Annotated in this window: 22 protein-coding genes; 2 read left to right on the top strand and 20 right to left on the bottom strand. The window is 30.7% G+C overall.

Translation table 11 applies throughout. The features are described from left to right. Window positions 1–2: 2 nt before the first annotated feature. Window positions 3–1,355 carry a hypothetical protein gene (locus tag BGI42_RS02995; protein WP_242984740.1) on the bottom strand — a complete coding sequence of 451 codons (1,353 nt, stop codon included), beginning with the start codon at window positions 1,353–1,355 and terminating at the stop codon, window positions 3–5. Between the two features lie 132 nt (window positions 1,356–1,487). Here BGI42_RS02995 and BGI42_RS02990 point away from each other — a divergent pair, with 132 nt between their 5' ends. Continuing rightward, window positions 1,488–1,700, top strand: a complete 213-nt coding sequence (locus BGI42_RS02990) for a hypothetical protein (RefSeq protein WP_069678897.1) — start codon at window positions 1,488–1,490, stop codon at window positions 1,698–1,700. Window positions 1,701–1,735: 35 nt separating this feature from the next. Here BGI42_RS02990 and BGI42_RS02985 read toward each other — a convergent pair whose 3' ends face one another. From BGI42_RS02985 to BGI42_RS02920, 14 genes are all read right to left on the bottom strand, one after another. Next, the gene (locus BGI42_RS02985; RefSeq protein WP_084023833.1) at window positions 1,736–2,863 is read right to left on the bottom strand and encodes a hypothetical protein; all 1,128 of its coding nucleotides are present in this window, start codon (window positions 2,861–2,863) and stop codon (window positions 1,736–1,738) included. A gap of 1 nt (window position 2,864) precedes the next feature. Further along, window positions 2,865–4,721, bottom strand: coding sequence for a phage tail spike protein (locus BGI42_RS02980; protein WP_069678896.1), 1,857 nt, complete (start codon window positions 4,719–4,721; stop codon window positions 2,865–2,867). Next, complete coding sequence (locus tag BGI42_RS02975; protein WP_069678895.1) at window positions 4,721–5,428, bottom strand: distal tail protein Dit; 708 nt, start codon at window positions 5,426–5,428, stop codon at window positions 4,721–4,723. Before BGI42_RS02975 ends, BGI42_RS02980 begins: the two co-directional genes overlap by 1 nt. Window position 5,429: 1 nt before the next feature. After that, window positions 5,430–7,874: a phage tail tape measure protein gene (locus tag BGI42_RS02970; RefSeq protein ID WP_069678894.1), complete on the bottom strand. Its 2,445-nt coding sequence runs from the start codon at window positions 7,872–7,874 to the stop codon at window positions 5,430–5,432. A 217-nt stretch (window positions 7,875–8,091) separates the two neighbouring features. After that, entirely contained in the window at window positions 8,092–8,376 is a 285-nt protein-coding gene (gpG, locus tag BGI42_RS02965) for a phage tail assembly chaperone G (protein ID WP_069678893.1), read from the bottom strand. 23 nt (window positions 8,377–8,399) lie between these two features. Further along, window positions 8,400–8,969: a major tail protein gene (locus BGI42_RS02960; protein ID WP_069678892.1), complete on the bottom strand. Its 570-nt coding sequence runs from the start codon at window positions 8,967–8,969 to the stop codon at window positions 8,400–8,402. 3 nt (window positions 8,970–8,972) lie between these two features. Beyond that, window positions 8,973–9,305 carry a hypothetical protein gene (locus BGI42_RS02955; RefSeq protein ID WP_069678891.1) on the bottom strand — a complete coding sequence of 111 codons (333 nt, stop codon included), beginning with the start codon at window positions 9,303–9,305 and terminating at the stop codon, window positions 8,973–8,975. Then, the gene (locus BGI42_RS02950) at window positions 9,302–9,679 is read right to left on the bottom strand and encodes an HK97-gp10 family putative phage morphogenesis protein (protein ID WP_420825937.1); all 378 of its coding nucleotides are present in this window, start codon (window positions 9,677–9,679) and stop codon (window positions 9,302–9,304) included. The genes BGI42_RS02955 and BGI42_RS02950 overlap by 4 nt, the downstream gene beginning before the upstream one ends. A gap of 1 nt (window position 9,680) precedes the next feature. Further along, a complete protein-coding gene (locus BGI42_RS02945; RefSeq protein ID WP_069678889.1) occupies window positions 9,681–10,007 on the bottom strand; it encodes a phage head closure protein in 327 nt (108 codons plus the stop codon). 6 nt (window positions 10,008–10,013) lie between these two features. Continuing rightward, a complete protein-coding gene (locus BGI42_RS02940) occupies window positions 10,014–10,289 on the bottom strand; it encodes a head-tail connector protein (RefSeq protein WP_069678888.1) in 276 nt (91 codons plus the stop codon). A 23-nt stretch (window positions 10,290–10,312) separates the two neighbouring features. Continuing rightward, window positions 10,313–11,515 carry a phage major capsid protein gene (locus BGI42_RS02935; protein ID WP_069678887.1) on the bottom strand — a complete coding sequence of 401 codons (1,203 nt, stop codon included), beginning with the start codon at window positions 11,513–11,515 and terminating at the stop codon, window positions 10,313–10,315. Window positions 11,516–11,528: 13 nt separating this feature from the next. After that, on the bottom strand, window positions 11,529–12,215 hold the full coding sequence (locus BGI42_RS02930) for a head maturation protease, ClpP-related (protein WP_069678886.1): 687 nt from the start codon (window positions 12,213–12,215) through the stop codon (window positions 11,529–11,531). Then, on the bottom strand, window positions 12,212–13,465 hold the full coding sequence (locus BGI42_RS02925; RefSeq protein WP_420825929.1) for a phage portal protein: 1,254 nt from the start codon (window positions 13,463–13,465) through the stop codon (window positions 12,212–12,214). The genes BGI42_RS02930 and BGI42_RS02925 overlap by 4 nt, the downstream gene beginning before the upstream one ends. Window positions 13,466–13,602: 137 nt before the next feature. Continuing rightward, the gene (locus BGI42_RS02920) at window positions 13,603–14,052 is read right to left on the bottom strand and encodes a hypothetical protein (protein ID WP_069678885.1); all 450 of its coding nucleotides are present in this window, start codon (window positions 14,050–14,052) and stop codon (window positions 13,603–13,605) included. Window positions 14,053–14,258: 206 nt separating this feature from the next. On the opposite strand from BGI42_RS02920, the gene BGI42_RS02915 reads away from it, so the two are divergent. Further along, window positions 14,259–14,897: a hypothetical protein gene (locus BGI42_RS02915; protein WP_069678884.1), complete on the top strand. Its 639-nt coding sequence runs from the start codon at window positions 14,259–14,261 to the stop codon at window positions 14,895–14,897. 5 nt (window positions 14,898–14,902) lie between these two features. Here BGI42_RS02915 and BGI42_RS02910 read toward each other — a convergent pair whose 3' ends face one another. From BGI42_RS02910 to BGI42_RS02890, 5 genes are all read right to left on the bottom strand, one after another. Continuing rightward, complete coding sequence (locus tag BGI42_RS02910) at window positions 14,903–16,450, bottom strand: terminase large subunit (protein ID WP_069678883.1); 1,548 nt, start codon at window positions 16,448–16,450, stop codon at window positions 14,903–14,905. Next, window positions 16,443–16,925: a phage terminase small subunit P27 family gene (locus tag BGI42_RS02905; protein ID WP_069678882.1), complete on the bottom strand. Its 483-nt coding sequence runs from the start codon at window positions 16,923–16,925 to the stop codon at window positions 16,443–16,445. Before BGI42_RS02905 ends, BGI42_RS02910 begins: the two co-directional genes overlap by 8 nt. An 81-nt stretch (window positions 16,926–17,006) precedes the next feature. Next, complete coding sequence (locus BGI42_RS02900; RefSeq protein ID WP_069678881.1) at window positions 17,007–17,216, bottom strand: gamma-glutamylcyclotransferase; 210 nt, start codon at window positions 17,214–17,216, stop codon at window positions 17,007–17,009. A gap of 68 nt (window positions 17,217–17,284) precedes the next feature. Next, window positions 17,285–18,190 (bottom strand): amidoligase family protein, encoded by a 906-nt coding sequence (locus tag BGI42_RS02895; protein WP_069678880.1) that lies wholly within the window; start codon window positions 18,188–18,190, stop codon window positions 17,285–17,287. Between the two features lie 178 nt (window positions 18,191–18,368). Beyond that, complete coding sequence (locus BGI42_RS02890; RefSeq protein ID WP_069678879.1) at window positions 18,369–18,680, bottom strand: DUF6329 domain-containing protein; 312 nt, start codon at window positions 18,678–18,680, stop codon at window positions 18,369–18,371. Between the last annotated feature and the right edge of the window lie 57 nt (window positions 18,681–18,737).

Raw genomic sequence — 18,737 nt, 5'->3', positions numbered from 1 at the left:
AATCAATGAGCAGGCATATCCAAAGGATTTACATAATCACAAGTAAAATCATATTGTATTTTCATAGTATTAGTTGGTGTTTTGGTTATTGCTTCTGGAAGCAAGGTATGTGCTGAAGCTGGAATGATATATTCGTGTTTTAATTCTCCATTTGAGTTACTTGTATATGTGAATATAGTTGATGTGTCATTATCCCACTTTATACTTTTATAGTTTGTCAAATTAGAATTTATACTTCCATAAACATTTAGATTATTATTTAATTGTAAGCATAAAGAACTATTTACTACAACGAATAACTTTTCATTAGTTATTTTAGTTGTAGTAATGCTGTAAACATAATCTAAATATAAATCTGACTTTTCACTGAAAGTACCGTCCTTATTATATTTTGCTATGCAACCTTTTTGTAAATTCCCAGAAGACTCTTTATATCCGCCATAAGATATATAAACATTAGCTTCATTAACTTCTATATCAAAAAATTGCAATGATCTTGGTATATCTGTTGATATTACTGTGCTTTTAGAATTTGTACTTATAACACTAAAATCTTTATCAAGCTTTTTAAAAGAACCATTACCTAACAAACTCCAAAAATTCACTCCATCATATGCAATTGCTATTGATGAATCCACTAATGTTATATTACTTTTCTTCTTATAAGTTACTTTATCATACACATATATATTGGTTGAGTTAACTTTTAAAACATAAAGATTAGTTTCATCAGTACATAAATTGTAATCGGGTAAAGAAATACTGTAATCTCCTTTTTCTAATATTTGTTTAGGGTAGGTATAATTCAATTTTGGATTTGTAGGTGTATTAACTGGAACTCCACCTGACCAATAGATACTTCTAAATGTTCCATTTGCTGCATTGGTTGGGAAGTCAATTACATAATGTTTTTTTCCTGAAGTTCTTGTAGTTTCTGACTGATTTACACTGCCTCTTAAATTATCACTTCCGCTATAAGGTGTTATACCATCTGCATAACCTACAAGCCTACCCCAAGTGAAATAATCATAAGAATCTTCTGGAATATCTCCTGTTGTAAGTACCATCATTCTGAATGGTAGTGATGTATATATATCATATAGTAAAGAATTTTGTGTATTATCTAATATAGGATAGTAAAATCCTTGAAGATACGCTATATTACCAAATACAGCTGATATTCTATTTTCACTTTTAGCTTCATAAGTTTGTTTTCCTGTAAGTGAATCATATAATTTTACTGTGGCTGTTCCCGTATACGGCATTATTAATTTTTTCTTTAAGACTTCTATTTGAGTTCCTTTTATTAAATCTTTACTGTAAGCTAAACTTTCTTTGTAAGGCACATTTGGCATCTCCTTTCTATTGATTTTTAAATATAAAAAATCATCTCTTTTTTGGATTTTTTTACAAATACTATTATGCTAAAGCTTGTATTATAATATAAATATAATAGATTTTATTTTACTTAGAGGAGGTTAGTGTATATGAAAAAATTAGTAAATAAATTATTAGGTGCTGCTAAAAAGTATACTGTGTTAGATTATGGCTTTTTAAAAATAACCCTTATTTCTTTAGGAATACTTGTTGGAACCTATTTTTCAAACTTTTTTTCAAATTATACTTCCTTACTTTGGATAATTTTCATTATTTCATACATCTGGATTATCTATAGAACTTTTATTAAACATAAAAATTAAAGATTCATTAAAGAAAACTATTACCTTTCAATCACTTATGTTGTATTATAATTAATTCTTATTTGTTTTAATTTCAAAACATCTGTACTTGATGTAATTTCCATATACCATGCGAATCTTATCTTTTTATTTGAAAGATCAAGGGATGTCCATTGTGCTTCAGTAATTCCTTGAAGAACTGAAATGGACATCCCTTTACTTTTTACATCCTGCATATTTGTCATATCTACTAATCCCCATGAGCTACTATTCCATGCTTTCCATGAAACTCCACTATCTACACTTACTATAAAATTTATAATTCCGCTACCTGTATTATCTAAAATTACTACTGCATTTATAATATCTTTTATATATGCTTCACTAAATGAAATGTCATCCTTCATTGTTACTATTACAGGGTTTGGTTTAATTGTTTGAATTACCTTTGGTGGAATCATATCAATTAAAGGTGACCATATTTTTAAACTTGGAGATGTAGATATTATCCCTGTTCTTTCTTTATGGTATGTATCATCACCATAAGTTTGAAATTTATCAGCTGTTAATGGCAATTCTGAAACTTTAACATAACTTGAGGACGCTATATCCCAGTGTTTAATCTCATTTCCATCTACAATGAGATATTTTATATTAGCTTGTACATATGAGCCTTCGTTAACATTGTAGGATTTTCCTTGATCCTGACTAGGAATAAATGCATAAGATTTATTATCTGCAATAGTTAAAGTAGTAGTTCCTATTATAGGATTTTCAAAAGAATTTGTTCCTGTATTAGGTATCTTTTCAATAACAAGTACCATAGCACTATCGTTAAATATTATAAGCTCCCATACTAAATCAATAGTTCCCCAATTACTATAGCTTTGATGCCCTTCCCACCTAATTCTAAAAGTTGGTTTATCATTTATTGTTTCATTTGCATAGTAAATAGTATCTGCTCCAGCATCTCTTCTGTTTATCTTAAGTTGTTCATTTTCACCTGTGAATCCAATCCATGAATTACCGCTAACATTAATTGAAGTTCTACAATTAACTCCGTTATAGAAGAAATCAAAACCTATGTCTGGAAATTTAACTGTAGTATCATCATTGTGAGAACTTAATAACGTCATGCCACTATTTCCTTTTGAAGCAATTATATTAGTGCTGTATATTCCCACATCACTTCACCTCCAGTTTTTCAATACCTGCAAAATTACTACTATCTAAAAGTTCAAAACTATACATTTTACCTATATCTATTGGTTCAATAACTGCTGTGCCTTCATAAATGGTTTTAAAGTACAACCCATCATTATCTATTATTAAAGCACTACCATCTATCAAATATTTATGCTTATACTGTGGATTAACATATAAAATTTCACCATACTTTTTTATTGAAACTGCATAGTTTATACTCATTTGCTTTCCATCAGTAATTGCTGCTATATCTGCTGCTTTATAAGTATTTAATATTGAACTAACAGGCTTTTGTAATTCATAACTAGTATAATTGGCTTTAACTTTATCTAAATATAATTTACTAATATCTATATACTTCAACTCTTCAAAGCATTCTGCATGAGCTGGCTCTGCACTTAATCCTCCTTGAAGATTTCTTCCATCAACCATACATTGAAGATTGTACATTGGTATATTTAATGTTCCAGTATCAACTTTTAAGAAGACTCCAATATAATGTGGTCCACTTGAAACTTGTGGTATTCCAATAGGTATGCCTATAACATTATCCCCTTGTTGAAGTTTTTGTTTTGGAGTAAATGATATATCTTTATTATCTAGTTGAATTTGAATTGTTGCAGTACAAGCTGCACTTGCTATACAATACATAGAAAAGTTCATCGATAAATTAGTAGCTGCTACAGCTGTAACCCCAAGATACATTGGCTCAATAGCTGTTGTTCCAATAGTTAATACAATTGGATTTGCATAATATAACATTGACGTTAATGACTCAGCAACCTTATTTCCAAGTTCATCTATTGAGGTTTTTATATCTACCATATCTAATTGACTTAATATGCTGTTCTTTGGCTGTCCAAGCTCAACTTTAGAATTTACACAAGTTAAAATGTCCTTCTTAATTTTGAGTACTGGAACTTTAACATCTATATCAAAATCTTTATGCCTTACTATAACAAAATCTCCAACCTTAACTGTTTGGAGATGCTTATAATTCTCATATTCTTTTGTTTTACTAAGTTCAATAAAATCTATATCAATACTTACCTTACTTAAGCCTATTACATTTGCTGATTCTTTAGCTAATGCTCTTAAAGTAACCTCATCTTCTGCTTCTTTAAATTCTACCTTTTTTATAATAGGAAATGGTGGATACTTTTCACTATTCCAATTAGGTACACTTATATATTTTTCAGTAAGTTTAACACCGTTTTTTCCTACTGGATATAATTTTGTTACAACACTTGTAGTATCTGAATTGAATTTTAACCCAGATATATTCTTGCCTTGAGCTATTAAAACTCCTGCATCTCTTCCTATACTCTTTAAGATCTTAACATCAAAGTTATCTCTCTTTAATTCACCTAATCCCCATATATTTATTATTGAAAATATAGCTTCAACAGGATTTTTTTCTACTACATTAATTGAATTTGAAGTTATAATATCACTATCTGCTGTGTATATTACAATTAAATCTCCTACCAAACATTTCTGCAGAGCTGTTTTTACACTACAGTTTTCAGCTTTCATTTCCTCAATAAAATAATAAGCTAAATCATAAAATATATGTTTAGCCCATACCTTGATTATGTTTTTGCCTTCACTGTTTTTCTCTACCTTATATATTCTAAAAAGCTGTCCATCTGCTTTTATAATATTCCATTCTTCTAGATACTTTGCTTTTTTAGAATTAGTTGCATATTCTAGTTCTAAGGAATACTCACCATTTAATTCTTCTGTAATGTAACAGCTTATAGGCTCATTTAATATTCCAAAACCATTATTATTAAAATTTCCTTTAGTAGTCTTCTTATCATAAACACAAATCACTATAACCACCGCCAGTTTGGTAACAACTCAAGCTTAGTAACATTTCCACTCCACTCTATAATATTTTCTCCTGGCTTCAATTTTAAAAATTCACCTGACATTTTACCATTTAAATTGTTTCCTTTATCATCATAGCAATCCTGTATCACTGAATTTAATATTACTTTTTCTGTCATGCCTTTAATACTTACTTCCTGATCATTTACTTTAAAAACTATATCACCAGATCCATAAATGTTTATTATAGGCTCGCTTTCAATACTCCCAATATTACTTATCTTAGTTCCCGTTTTAATTATATTTATTATGCTATTTTCTACTGCATATTTAAAAGGTCTACAATTAAATATTATGGGGAACTCACTGAAATAATTATAAATCTGCTTAAAATCAATAGCATTTACTACTTGAGCAATATATTTTCTATCGTCTTGAAAACTAAATATCAGATCACTTTGTCCTGTTTCAAATAGCCATGCTTTTATATCATCAATTTTATTTGCAAGGTTCTCCTTATCTTTTACTGAGCACTCCACAGTTAGAGTTATATCATCATAAGTTTTCTCATCAAATATTAAATTGGAATCTCTTCCTGGAATATTTATTGTATTTACTCTACGTTTGGGAGAAGGTATGCTTGGTCTTTTAGATATTAGAATTCCAAGATCATCATAACTGTTTTTACCACCAAAATTAAAACTAAGCATCCTAAACTCCTCCTTTACCCATAGAGATTTTCTGTCTATAGAATTCTAATTCATAAGCTAATTGTTCTATATCTTTCTCAGTATTGTTAATAAAGTTTTCTATATGAAGTGTAAGTCCTTTACCTCCATTTGAATTTTTATTTAAACTTGTTTTATCATAAGCTGGAACTGTTATAGGCTCTAACTTAGTGCTTATATTCATGTCTAAAGATAATTTATTTATAGCCTCTGAAACAACATTTTTACTTTTATTTATTCCTTCTGCAAGCCCTGACATAAAATCCGGCATCCAACTTTCATAATCAGTAAGTGGCCCTTCATCTGGAACTGAAAAATGTAAATAACTTCTTATTTTAGCTGCAAGTCCACTAACTGCATCTTCAACTTTACCCATAGCAGATTTAATTCCTTTTACAATACCCTCCACAAAATCTGCTCCATAATTCCAAGCCTTACTTGGTAAACTTGCTAAAAATGTCAATGCGCTATTTATTCCACTTTCTATAGCACTTTTTACATTTCCTATGGTGCTACTTATTCCTTCTTTCATACTTGTAAACATAGACGATCCATAATTATAAAGCTTTCCTGGCAATTCAGAAAACCAAGTTAAAATTCCATTCCATATATTAAGTACTGTTTCTTTAATATTGTTGCAAAGATTTGTCACACTTTCCTTTAACTTAGTCCAAGCATTTATAGCAGTGTTTTTTATGGCTTCCCATATATTTGTTAAAGCAGTTTTTATATTATTCCATATGTTTTCTATATCTGATTTTAACTGTGTAAAGTTTCCTGTAACTATATCAAGAATTATAAGTACCGCACCTAAAACAATATTCTTTATTGCATCCCATACATTTTGAAATACGGTTTCATAAAAATTTAATGCTGGTTCTAGAAAATTCTTTATATTCTCCAGTCCATTACTTATGGTACTTTTTAAATTTTCCCAAGCAGTCAATGTTGCAGTTTTTACATTTTCCCATGCGTTTGATATTGATGTTTTTATATTTTCAAAGGTCAACGCTATGCTACTCCAAAGCTCTGATGCTTTAGCTTTAATTGTGTCCCAATTATTATATAAAAGAACTCCTACAGCAATTATTGCAGTAATTGCAGCTATAGCTATTCCTACTGGTCCAGTTAAAAGTGCCATTGCACCTCCTGCTCCAGCAACTGCAGTACTTATGCTTCCAAACAAAGTTACTAAACTGCTACCTACAGTAATCACACTACCTATTACTGAAAGTACTGGTCCTAGAGCTGCAAGTAATGCAGCAAATACTATAATAATTTTCTGTATACTTGGATCTAACTTTCCAAAAGCTTGCACCCATTCATTTAATTTAGTAATTATAGGCGTTATTACTGGCAATATATTTTGTCCCATTGTAGCACCAAGTTCTTTTAAACTTTCTTGAAATACTCTCATCTGATTAGCCGTTCCAGCACCTGTACGTTCAAAATCTCCCTGTGCATTTTTTGTTTTCTCTAAAATAAAGTTATATCTAAGTTGAACCTTTTCTGATTCAGTCATATCTTTAGTTTTCTTTTCGATTCCTTTAGAATAAGCATATTGTTGCAGATTCGTATCAGTCATAACTACACCTAACATTTTTAGGCTTTCAGTTTCACCTGTAAATATTCCATTCAAAGCAGTTTCTGCTTCTTCAATACCAATGTTTTTAAAACTCGATAAATCACCTGCTAATCCCACTAAAGACATAGACATTTTTGCAGCTTCTTCTTGATTTAATCCCATGCTTGTTGCCATATCACCATAAAGAGCAGACATATCTAAAGCTGTTCCTTTGGCTATACCATAACTTTTAAGAGTAGTATCTGACCAATCTTTTACTTTTTGATTAACACCACCAAACGCAACCTCAACTTTGTTCATACTCTCATTCATATCAGATGCTAACTTTACACTTGCAACTCCGAGTGTAGCCAATGGGGCAGTTAATCCTATTGAAAGCTTAGATCCAGCATTACTAAACCCTTCTCCAACGCTTTTCATCTTACTTCCTATACCATCAAGACTTTTACCTAAAGAAGTCCATTTACTGCTTTGAGTTTCAATTTCTTTATTTGCTTTAGAAAGTTCTGTTTCCATTTGTGAGAGAGTTTGTTTTGCTTTATTAAGTTTTATCTCAAGTGCTTGGGTAGCTTCACTATCATTACCTTTTGTTTGAGCACTTTTAGTGTAAGCTTCTTGCAAAGCACTTACTTTTTGCTTTTGAAGTTCCAATTGTTTAGTTAGACTTTCTGATTTTAACTTTAGTCCTTCAAGGCCTTTTGCATTTTCTCCAAGTGCTGCTGTGTTAGCTTTAAACTCACTATCTAAAACTCTAAGATTTCTATTAATACTACTTATTCCATTTTGAAAACCACTTGAATCTAATCCTATTTTGACTGCTAAGCTTCCTAATTCTTCTGCCACTCTCTCACCACCTATATATCCTAAATTTCTTATAATATCTTTAAAACATTATTTAAATTCTGCTTATATTCCTTAATTGATCTATAAATTAAAATATCAAAATAATAAAATATATCCATTTCATCAACATCATTTAAAGTCCAACCTTGCTCTAAAAGTCCTGAATAAATCTCCTTAATAAAATCAAGCGGAGATAGCTTTTCTTGTGCTTCTCCGCTTAATTGTTTGGGAACTCATGTAATTTATTGCTCATTGTTCCTACTATTCCGTTTATACTATTATTTAAAGTTTCTATAAGTTTATCTGCATCAAGTCCATCATAAAAATCATCTCTGCTAAATTTATTACCGTAAAGCTCTACTACAAAATCAACAAGTCCATCTAAATCTTTTGTTTTTAAATTATTGAAATTTATATGTTCATTTATTTCAATAGCTTTTCTTAGCATTCTTGTTTTTACCTTAGGCATAACATAGGTTTTGTTATTTAAAGATATTTCCATCATTTATTCCTCCAATAATTTTATTACGCTACAACTGGTGCATATACTTTATTAAACCAACTAGCCCCTTCTTTAAATCCACTATCTTCATCAGCAGTGTACTTCCATTTACCATCTTCTCTTGTTAGAAAAGTACCTTTAAGTTTTGGTGTTTGGAATTTTGTTTTATTTTCTTGAGTTGAATGCTCTTCTTCTGGTTCACTAAATTTTCCTTTAAGTAGCCAAACATATCTGTATTTACCATTGCCTTTTTTCACCTTAAATCCTATAGCTACATAAGGAGCCATATCATCTGCTTCATAACTCATAACTTTAGTTGTTGTATCCAATTTATGTCCTAGAAGTGCTGCCTGAACTTCTAAAGGTAAATCTTGAGTTTCAATTTCTACATCCACTTCACCTAAATTTGATACTGTTTCTACAGCTCTATTATCAGCATATAAAGTCTCTGAATTGCTCTTAGGATTTATTTTTACATTTATTGCTGGTGAAACTAATGCTGGTGTCCCATAAGTTGAAGTTTCTCCTTCATTTAAAATAGCATATACTAAATTTTCTACTCCTACTGGAGCACTACTAACTATTCCTGCCATAATTTACTCCCTCCGTTCTATCTGAATGAAAAATCTCATTGCTTTGTGATATATTTTTGTATCTTTTTCAAATAAATCAGCCGCAGAAGTTCTTATAAAACCTGCGGCTTTCATTGCATTTTCTACCCTTTTATAAAGGTTTGTATAATCTTTTTTGCTCCAAATATCCACTTGAATATAATGTCCTGTAACCTTTTCTTCGTTATCTGCATACTGCTCACCTTTTTCTAAATAACTGAAAAAGGTTATATAGGTGTGCTCTTTTCCACTATATTTTTGAAAGGAAACTGGAATATGAAGATGTTTTAAAGCTTTCATTACTAATTTATTTATCACTTCAACCCCTCCTTCAAAGTTTCAGCTATAGTTCTTTTTATATTATCCTTATTTTTCTCATAAGCTGGCTGTAAAAAAGGTTTGGCAGGCATTTTAGAAGTCCCAAACTCTAGAAATTTCCCATAATATATCTTTGAGTTATCTGATTTATCTATACCTATAAGAATGTATTTAACCCCTTCTTTCTTTTTTACATTGGTTATTTTAAGACCTTTTCGCAGTTTACCACTTCTATCGTTAAATGCATTTGTTGCCTTTGCATCCTCAAGAACAGGTTCAGCTGCATTTCTTAGTGCTTTATTTTCAAGTCTTGATACATTCGTGCCCATGCTTTGAAGCTTGTTTAATATTTCATCAACACCTTGAAGTTCCATACTAGCCACTACTATCAACCTCCATAGCCTTAATTTCTATAAATTTGTTTGCGTATTTGATATTATCTATAGAAGTTATGTTGTACTGTTTTCCTTTAAACAAAATTCTCATGCTTTCATCTATATCCTTAATAAATCTAATAGTAAATTTCACAGTTTTCTCTGCCTTAACAGCTGCAGCTTCAAAGTATTCTCTACCATGAAGATTTGTTATTGCCGCCCATACTGTTTTAAAATCTACCCATGCTTCTTCCTCAAAACCATTATCATTAGCTACTGTAGTAAATCTTTGAAATATAACTCTATGTTTTAAATCTCCTATATCCATAGAGCATCACCAACTCTCTCTTCTATAACAAAATAAAAGTCTTGTCATGCTTTCAATTACCGATTTCACGTCAAAAGTTTCACGCATCTCATACATATTTGCTACAGCATATAAAATTGCTTGTCTTACTGCTTCAGGTATTGTTTCAAATTCTGTTAACTTATATCTCAAAATATCTTCACACAATTCTTCAGCTGTTAAAATAAATTTAGTGATGAGTGTATTTTCCTCATCACCATCTACCCTTAAATAAAGTTTTATTTCTTCTAAAGTTACTACCAAAATACACTCACCTCTTTAGATTTCTATTTGTCTTTCATTTGTAGAACTTTAATAGCCTCGGGAAGTATTAACTTACCATCAACTCTTTGAGTTGCCTTAAATCCAACTTGTCCTGTTGCTGCATATAGTTCATTTAATCTTTGGAATGATCTACCTTGTCTATCTGCTACCCAATAGTAACTAAAATCTCCAAAAGCTATAGGTTTTGCTCCTGCTCCTAATGTTGGTACATAAGCAGAAGTTTTTACTGGTCTATTTAAAACAGTATCTGGCTCACCTGCTGTAACAGATGGCTGCCATAAATATTGACCATTAGAATCTTTAAGCTTTCTTATAGCCTTTACTGTTGCATCATTCATAGTAAATACAGCATTTTTTCTATAAGGCGATTTTAAGGAATAGAATAAATCCATAATCTCATCAAGAGTAATTGCTGTTGCACTTGCTGCTATAACTCCAAGACTTGCTCCACCAGTAGCATTAAATATTCCTGTAGGCTTTCCAGTACCATCTCCTATAAAAAATGCTTCTTCTTCTTTTGCTCCAATTCTTCTTGCAAATTCCTTTGCTATATAACTTTCTAAATTAAAAACACTATCATTAAGAAGTTCTTCTGAAACCTTAATCATAGTGGCTAATTTATATGCTCCTATTGATACCTGACTAAATGCATCATCTGATTCTGGAATTGCACCTTCTTCATCTACCCAAGATGCTGTTCCTTTAGATGCAACTACTGGTATTTTTTTATCTCCTGAAGATGTAGTTATTACATTTGCAAGCTGTCTAAATATATTTTGCTCTTCTAAACTTTCAATTAATGTTTTTTCAAATTCATCTGGCACAAGATATCCACCTTCACTATCTGTACCTACTTGAAGTGAGTTTTGAATATCTAAGCTATTTTTATTTTTCATAGCTTTCCAGAAGGCTTTTTTATATTCATCTGTTGCCCTGCCTGTTTTTGTTTCACCACTTAAATTTCCATTAGGAATATTTCTAATAGCAGTTGAAGTTGCCTTTGAAAGTTCCAAATCAAGTGCAGCTTGCCTTTCTAGTCTGTCTATTTCTTTTCCTAAATTAACAACATCAACTTCCATCTTTTCATAAGTTTCAGTATCTTCCGCTGAAATAAGTCCACTTTCATTTCTTTTACTGTCTAAAAACTTTTTAGCATCTTCCCATATCTTTGCTCTTTTTTCTCTTAATTCTAATATCTTATTCATTCTGTAGGCCTCCTTAATATTTTAAAAGTTCTAGTCTTTTATCTAGATTTTTAATTGATATTTTTGATTCATTACTATTGGTAGAAAGTTTATTTAAAAGTGCTTTATTAGTAGTATTTTTACTAAATACTTCACCTTTTAAATCTTTAATATCTTCTTTATCTTCAAACATTATTTTATCTGCAAATCCAAGTTCTACAGCTTTCTTTGCATTGAACCAACTTTCAGCATCCATAAGACTTGCTATTTTATTTCTTTTAAGTCCTGTTTTTAATTCATAAGCATTGATAATGCTCTCTTTTACTTCATTTAACATATCTATAGCTTTATTCATTTCTTTTGTATCTCCACTTACAATTGTCATGGGGTTGTGAATCATAAACATTGCCACAGGAGATATTTCAACTTCACTTCCTGCCATTGCAATTACTGAAGCTGCACTTGCTGCAAGTCCATCAATTTTAACAGTTACATTTCCACTATAGTCCATTAGCATATTATAAATTTGTGATGCTGCAAATACATCTCCACCCGGTGAATTAATCCAAACTGTTATATCCCCATCATCACTTATTAATTCTGCTTTAAATTCTTTAGGAGTTACTTCATCTCCATACCAACTTTCCTCTGCAATAGCACCATCTAAATATAGAGTTCTATTTCCTTCATTCTTAACCCAATTCCAGAATTTTTTTTTCATAATTTATCCCCTCCATTCTTTTTCTTTGCAAATGCACCTGCTTCTTTTAACTTTGTCATATTACCATTTACAAGATATAAATCTCCACCTTCATCACCTAAGATTGGATTCATATCTTCAAGTTCTCTTATGTCGTTTGAAGATAGCCATCCGTTTTGTCTGCCAACTGCATAACCCCTCATTCTGCTTTCATAATCCCCACGAAGTAATCCATCTACATTAAACTTTACAAAGTATTTTCCTTTTTCTTGTGGATTTAATAATGATTTTTGTATAGCCTGTTCCCATCTAATTACCCAAGGATTTAAAGTATATTTTACAAACTCAAGACTTTGCTGCTCTATATTTGAAAAACTAGATTTATCTAAATCCCCAATCATATGTGGTGGAATACGAAAAAGACGAGCAATTTCATCTAACTGAAACTTCCTCGTCTCTAAAAACTGTGCTTGATCTGGTGGAATTCCTATACTTTGAAACTTCATCCCTTCCTCAAGTACAGCAATTTTATGTGCATTTTCTGTGCCTTTATATACTTCATTCCAACTATTCCTTACTCTTTTAGGATCTTTAACTACTCCTGGATGTTCAAGCACACCTCCTGGATTTGCTCCGTTTGCAAAGAAGCTTGCACCATATTCCTCACAAGCTATGCACATTCCAACTGCATTTTTAGCCATAGCAATTGGTGAATATCCTATTAATCCATCAAATCCAAGTCCTGGAATGTGAAGCACCTCATAATCTCTCAAAATAACTTGACCATATCCTTTTCCATCATCATTATTCTTTGTATAAATATAATAAATCTCACCGTTATCCGCTCTATTTACAGTAATCTTATTAGGAAGTAGCGGATACATAGCTAAAATTTTATTTCTACCATCTCTTATAATTTGTGCATAAGCATTTCCCCATAATAAAAGATGACTCATAAGTGTTTCTCTAAACACAAAAGAAGTCATCTCCGGGTTTGGCTCATCATGTAATAAATAATATAAAGAATGATTTATATCTTTATTCTTCCCACCATCTTCACTGTATTTATAAATATGAAGTGGAAGTGAAGCAATAGATTCTGCAAGTATTCTAACACAAGCATAAACTGCAGTAGTTTGCATTGCCGTTCTTTCATTAACAATTTTACCACTAGATGTTCCACCAAAGAAAAAACTATAAGTGTTCCCCCACAAACTATTTTGTGGACCCGCTCTTGATTCTTTTAGCTTTGATAGTATTGGTATTTTCATTGTGTTTACCTCCTAAAAATGAGCATAAAAAAGACTTGATAGTTCAAGCCTTTTTTATTAGTATATTATTATAAAGTAATACTTTTAATATAATTATATAAAAGTATTATTTTTTTATTTTATAAAATCCATTGTCATTAATCCCACCATAAATATAAATAATCACTATAGTTTTCATTCCTTTTCTCTATATTATCAACACAATATCCAATCTTATTTAATATATTATTAAATTTCTTATTATCGTATTCAAGTGGAATATAAGCTGCATCAATATCAATATTAAATTTTCCATTATTTATTTCTACTCTTCCATCAAAAAATATCTGTTCTTTTATATCTATAAATTCTTTTATTGTTGGACTATCATTATGTCTGCTTTCTAGAATATAATCTTCAGACTCAGAAATTTTTTGCAAATCGGTTCTTTTCATAAAATAAATTTCGCATGTTGAAGTTGTATTATCCCACTCTGGGATCTTTTCTGAAAGACTAGACTCTTTTTTTAAAATAAATTTACCATTTTCCTTTTTAATAATTCCCATTCCATATTTCTCCAGAATTTTATTAGTTTGAATTGATACCATTTAATACATTCCTCCTTGTAATAACCTCATATAATATATATTAATTAGATATACAAATATGAAAAAAATCCGTTTATTTCTAAAATGGACCATTTATCTTCCTTCATAAAAATCATTTTATTAGCTTTATATTATTAATAACGCTTGTTCTATCAACATACTTTTGTTCATATATTAAAATATTACTTATTATGGGAGGAATAAAAATGAGTACACTTAATATCAATCAGATTTATAAACTAGACAAAATATTTACAGAAGAATACTTCTACTCAAGTTTACCTAAGCCACCAATTCTTAAGCTCAGTAACATTCAAGAATTTTTATCACACTATAAAGAACAAATTCATAAACAAAAAACATCTGGAGAACACCTCGATTTCAAAACAAATCAAATATATACAAGTGAATTTTTCTTTGATGATAATCAATACTATAAAATATCTTGGAATATTGATAAAGCGGAACAAATAATAGCTGAAAGTAATGCTCCTGTGGTTAAGCTTGAACTAAAAAAAATCTCACAATCTATATTTGAAAAGGATATAACACTTAGCCACTTAAATTTTGCTAAACATAATAACAAACCAATTATTGTAGCATTTTATGAACCTACACAACAGTATATTCCTATTGATGGTAATCATAGAGCCTATGCTCGCTTAAAAGAAAATAAAAAAACAATTGATGCATATATATTATCCCCTCAAGGTCATATGCTAGCAATGTGTAGTACTCTTGATTATGCTTTATATATGTTTGCTCATAATCTAAATGTACTTGGAAACTATGCTTGTGGTGAGATCGACTATAATAAATTTATGGATGAAATGTATCGGTTTTAATACAATTACAACACTAATATTCCCCGATTATCGTAGACACTACTACTATTACCTTGATTCCTAATTGCTCTATCCAATGCCATTATTAAAGCTACAGCTCCATCTATTTTCTCTGTACTCTTTTCCTTATCTGGTTTAATATTTCCTGCTGGGTCTTGCTTTATAAATATATTATCCATCATCCATCTAATCACTGGATTTCCTCCATGTGCTATTCTTTCTTCTAGAGTTAGTTTCATTAATTCTTTTGATGGTGGAGACATATCTTTGTATCCTTGTCCGAATGGTACTACTGTAAAACCCATACCATCAAGATTTTGCACCATTTGAATAGCTCCCCAGCGGTCAAAAGCTATTTCTTTTATGTTATATTTAGTTCCTAATTCTTCAATAAAAGTTTCTATGAATCCATAATGAACAACATTACCTTCTGTTGTTTTTATAAATCCTTGTTTTTCCCACACATCATAAGGTACATGATCCCTTCTTACTCTTAGTTTTAAGTTATCTTCTGGTATCCAAAAGAAAGGTAAAACTATATATTTTTCAGTATCATTTCTTGGTGGAAAAACTAAAACAAAAGCAGTAATATCTGTAGTACTTGAAAGGTCAAGTCCTCCATAACATTCTCTGCCTTTTAATAAGTCTATATCTATATTAAAATCACACTCATCCCATTTATCCATTGGCATCCAGCGAGTGGATTGTTTTACCCATTGATTTAATCTTAACTGTCTAAATATATTTTCTTCTGCTGGATTTTCTCTTGCACTATTATAAGCATTTCTAACTTTTTCTATATCAATAGTATGTCCAAGTGATGGATTAGCTTTATACCAATTTTCTTCTAATTCCCAATCATCCTCATCTTTAATTCCATATATAACAGGGTAAAAAGTAGGATCTATTTTTCTGCCTTCTATAATATCCATAGCCTTTTGGTGTTGCTCAAAACATATGGAATTTCTATCTGTTCCTGCTGTAGTTATTAAAAAGAATAAAGGTTGAGTTCTAGCATCTCCTGAACCTTTAGTCATAACATCGAAGAGACCTCTGTTTGGCTGACTATGAAGTTCATCAAATATAACTGCATGAACATTTAAGCCATGCTTTGTGTAAGCTTCTGCTGATAAGACTTGATAATAACTATTTGTGGGTTTAAAAACTAATCTTTTAACTGACATTATAGGTTTTATTCTTCTTTTTAAAGCCGGACACTGCTCTACCATATCAACAGCTACATCAAAAACTATAGATGCTTGTTGCCTATCTGAAGCACATCCATAAACTTCTGCTCCCCACTCATTATCTCCGCAAGTCATATATAGAGCAACTGCTGCTGCAAGTTCTGATTTACCATTCTTTTTTGGTATTTCAACATAGGCCGTATTATATTGCCTATATCCATTAGGCTTTATATTTCCAAAAATATCTCTTATAATTTTGTCCTGCCATGAAAGAAGGTCAAAGTTTTGTCCTTTCCATCTGCCTTTTGTGTGTTTTAAACAATTTATAAAATCAACAACATATTGTGCCTTTACTTCATCATACATTTTTGCCACCACCCTTAAATAGCAATAATTCCATCTTGTCATCTTCATTTTCATTTGAATCGGTAATTATTCTGCTTCTTGAAGATGGAGTAAGACCAAACTGTTCACAAAACTTATTCATTATTTTCAAATAAGTTTGTGCTATTGAAACCTGTGGTACTTGCTGCCAATAACCAGATGGAGTTTTTACTATAGCACCATGTTTTGTAACAAACTCCTCTGCTTCCTTCCATCTTGCATAAGCCTGGCAATATCCTGCAAATGCTGCCATATCTATTTCCGTTAAAGTACCTAGATGCTCCATCTGCTTTGCCATTCTTCTCCATTCCTTTTTTGCATCATCTTCTAACCAACTTGGGCATCTTGGCGCTTTCTTTTCAGGTTTAGGTTCATTTTTATTTAGTGGTCTTTTACCTGGATTTCCTTCAATTATTTTAATTGCAGTTGGCTTTGGTTTTCTTCCTCTTTGTGCCATAGTTTTCACCTCCAATCTTTAAAATCTATAACAAAAAAGAACCTACTGTAATTTAGTAAGTTCTTCATATAATTTTCTAATTTATTTACCTCTTATGCCTTTGTAATTATAGTTACCTTTTTTAATTTCTTCATGGTCAGCCTTAACTGCCTTTTCATAGTCCTTATCTTGTTTTTCTTTTTTATAGCAATCCATGCAAATGCACTCGGTATTAAACATTGACATAATCCTTCCATTTCCTAAAGAACCACCACATCTATCACAAGTTTTTTGTGTAAAAAATTTATCCATAAATAACCTCCGCTACTTTAGTTTATTTTTAATTTGGAATCTATAAAACTTTCAAGTGATTTCTAGCTTCAAGCAATCCTTGGTGTTCTAAAAGCTGAATCCCCATCAAGAGATTTCATAAGATGCATTCTGCAATTTTTAAATTCATCTCCTATAAGTCCAAGTCTAAGAAGCCAACACCTAAATGTATATTTTTCATTATCAGTATAGGTACGTTTTGCACTTGCACTTTTTTGTTTTAATGCTTGATGGCTAATGGCTAAGCAAAAAACTATGTAACTTCTAATTTTTCCTGCGTGCATAGTTCCATTGAAAAGTCTAAATTCAATAGTTCCTTTTGTAAAAGTACTGTGTAAATTTAGTCCATGATATCTGCTTGTATGGTAGTGTCTACTTCTATTCTCAACGCCATAATCGCTATACCAAATATCTGCAAGCTCCTTTAAATTTTTAGGTTTCTTTTTATTTATAGTTTCTATCAAATGATTATTAACCTTTTTGCAATATTTAACCCTAGCTGGATCAATTTCAAGGCTTTTATAAATTAAATCTTCCTTTGCTGCTATAAGGTTAACTAGATTCTTTAAAGTATTGGGAGTATGTCCCTTTGCACCTATATGAATATGAATTCCACATTTCAGCTTACTTTCGCTAACTGCTCCTGCATGTCTAAGCTTTCTTATAAGTTCTTGCAAGATTTCAATATCTTCATACTTTAGAATAGGCGTTACAAGTTCTACACTATAACTTTTATCTGCTGAAATAAGTGTACCTTTTTCTTTTTTCATTGTTTGAATACTCGCATCACTCATTATTTTCCAGATTCTTTTATCTGGTGCTGTTACCTTATAGGTGTCATAACTATCATAGTTTCTTTTGATTTCTCCATTTAGAAATTTTGAAATAACTTTTGAAGTTTTTTCTCTTGTAATTCCTGTCATTTCAATTTCTACACCAATTGTTTGGTTCTTCAATTCTTTTCTACTCCTTTCAAAGTGTGTTTATTACCTTTTGGTAGTGTACATATTACCTCTGAAAGGTGTGTATATCCAGTTATATATGCAAGATTCTATCAAATAAAATATATATTTTTTATAGATTAATTTCTATAATTACAGCATAAGAAAAACCACCCTTTAGGTGGCTTAATTTCTACTTTTCTATTGCTGTATATCTTGGATAATCATAACCTTCTGAATCTACTAAGATGCTTTTATTTGTTTTTGTATTTTTAACTCTTATGCATCTTAATTCTCCTCTTGAATTGCGTCCCCCGTCTTCTTTTATTATCCAAGATTGATCCTTGCAAAAGTCTTTTGCAAATTCTTTAAATTCCTCATCACTTAATTTTATTTCTTTTGTAACTTCGTAAGGTTCTCCTTTCATTCCATCTTTCTTAGCTTCTTTTGTAAGGTAGTTAAGTTCCTTTAAATTTAAAACCTTTCTTCCAAATAATGCTCTCATTTTTAAACCTCCATGTGTGTTTTCGTTACATACATATATCACTCTAAAGCACACATA

The organism is Clostridium taeniosporum (assembly GCF_001735765.2).
In the GTDB taxonomy this organism is placed as follows: domain Bacteria; phylum Bacillota; class Clostridia; order Clostridiales; family Clostridiaceae; genus Clostridium; species Clostridium taeniosporum.
Note: the sequence above shows the minus strand (reverse complement) of the source record. Positions and strands in the feature narration are given on the sequence as shown.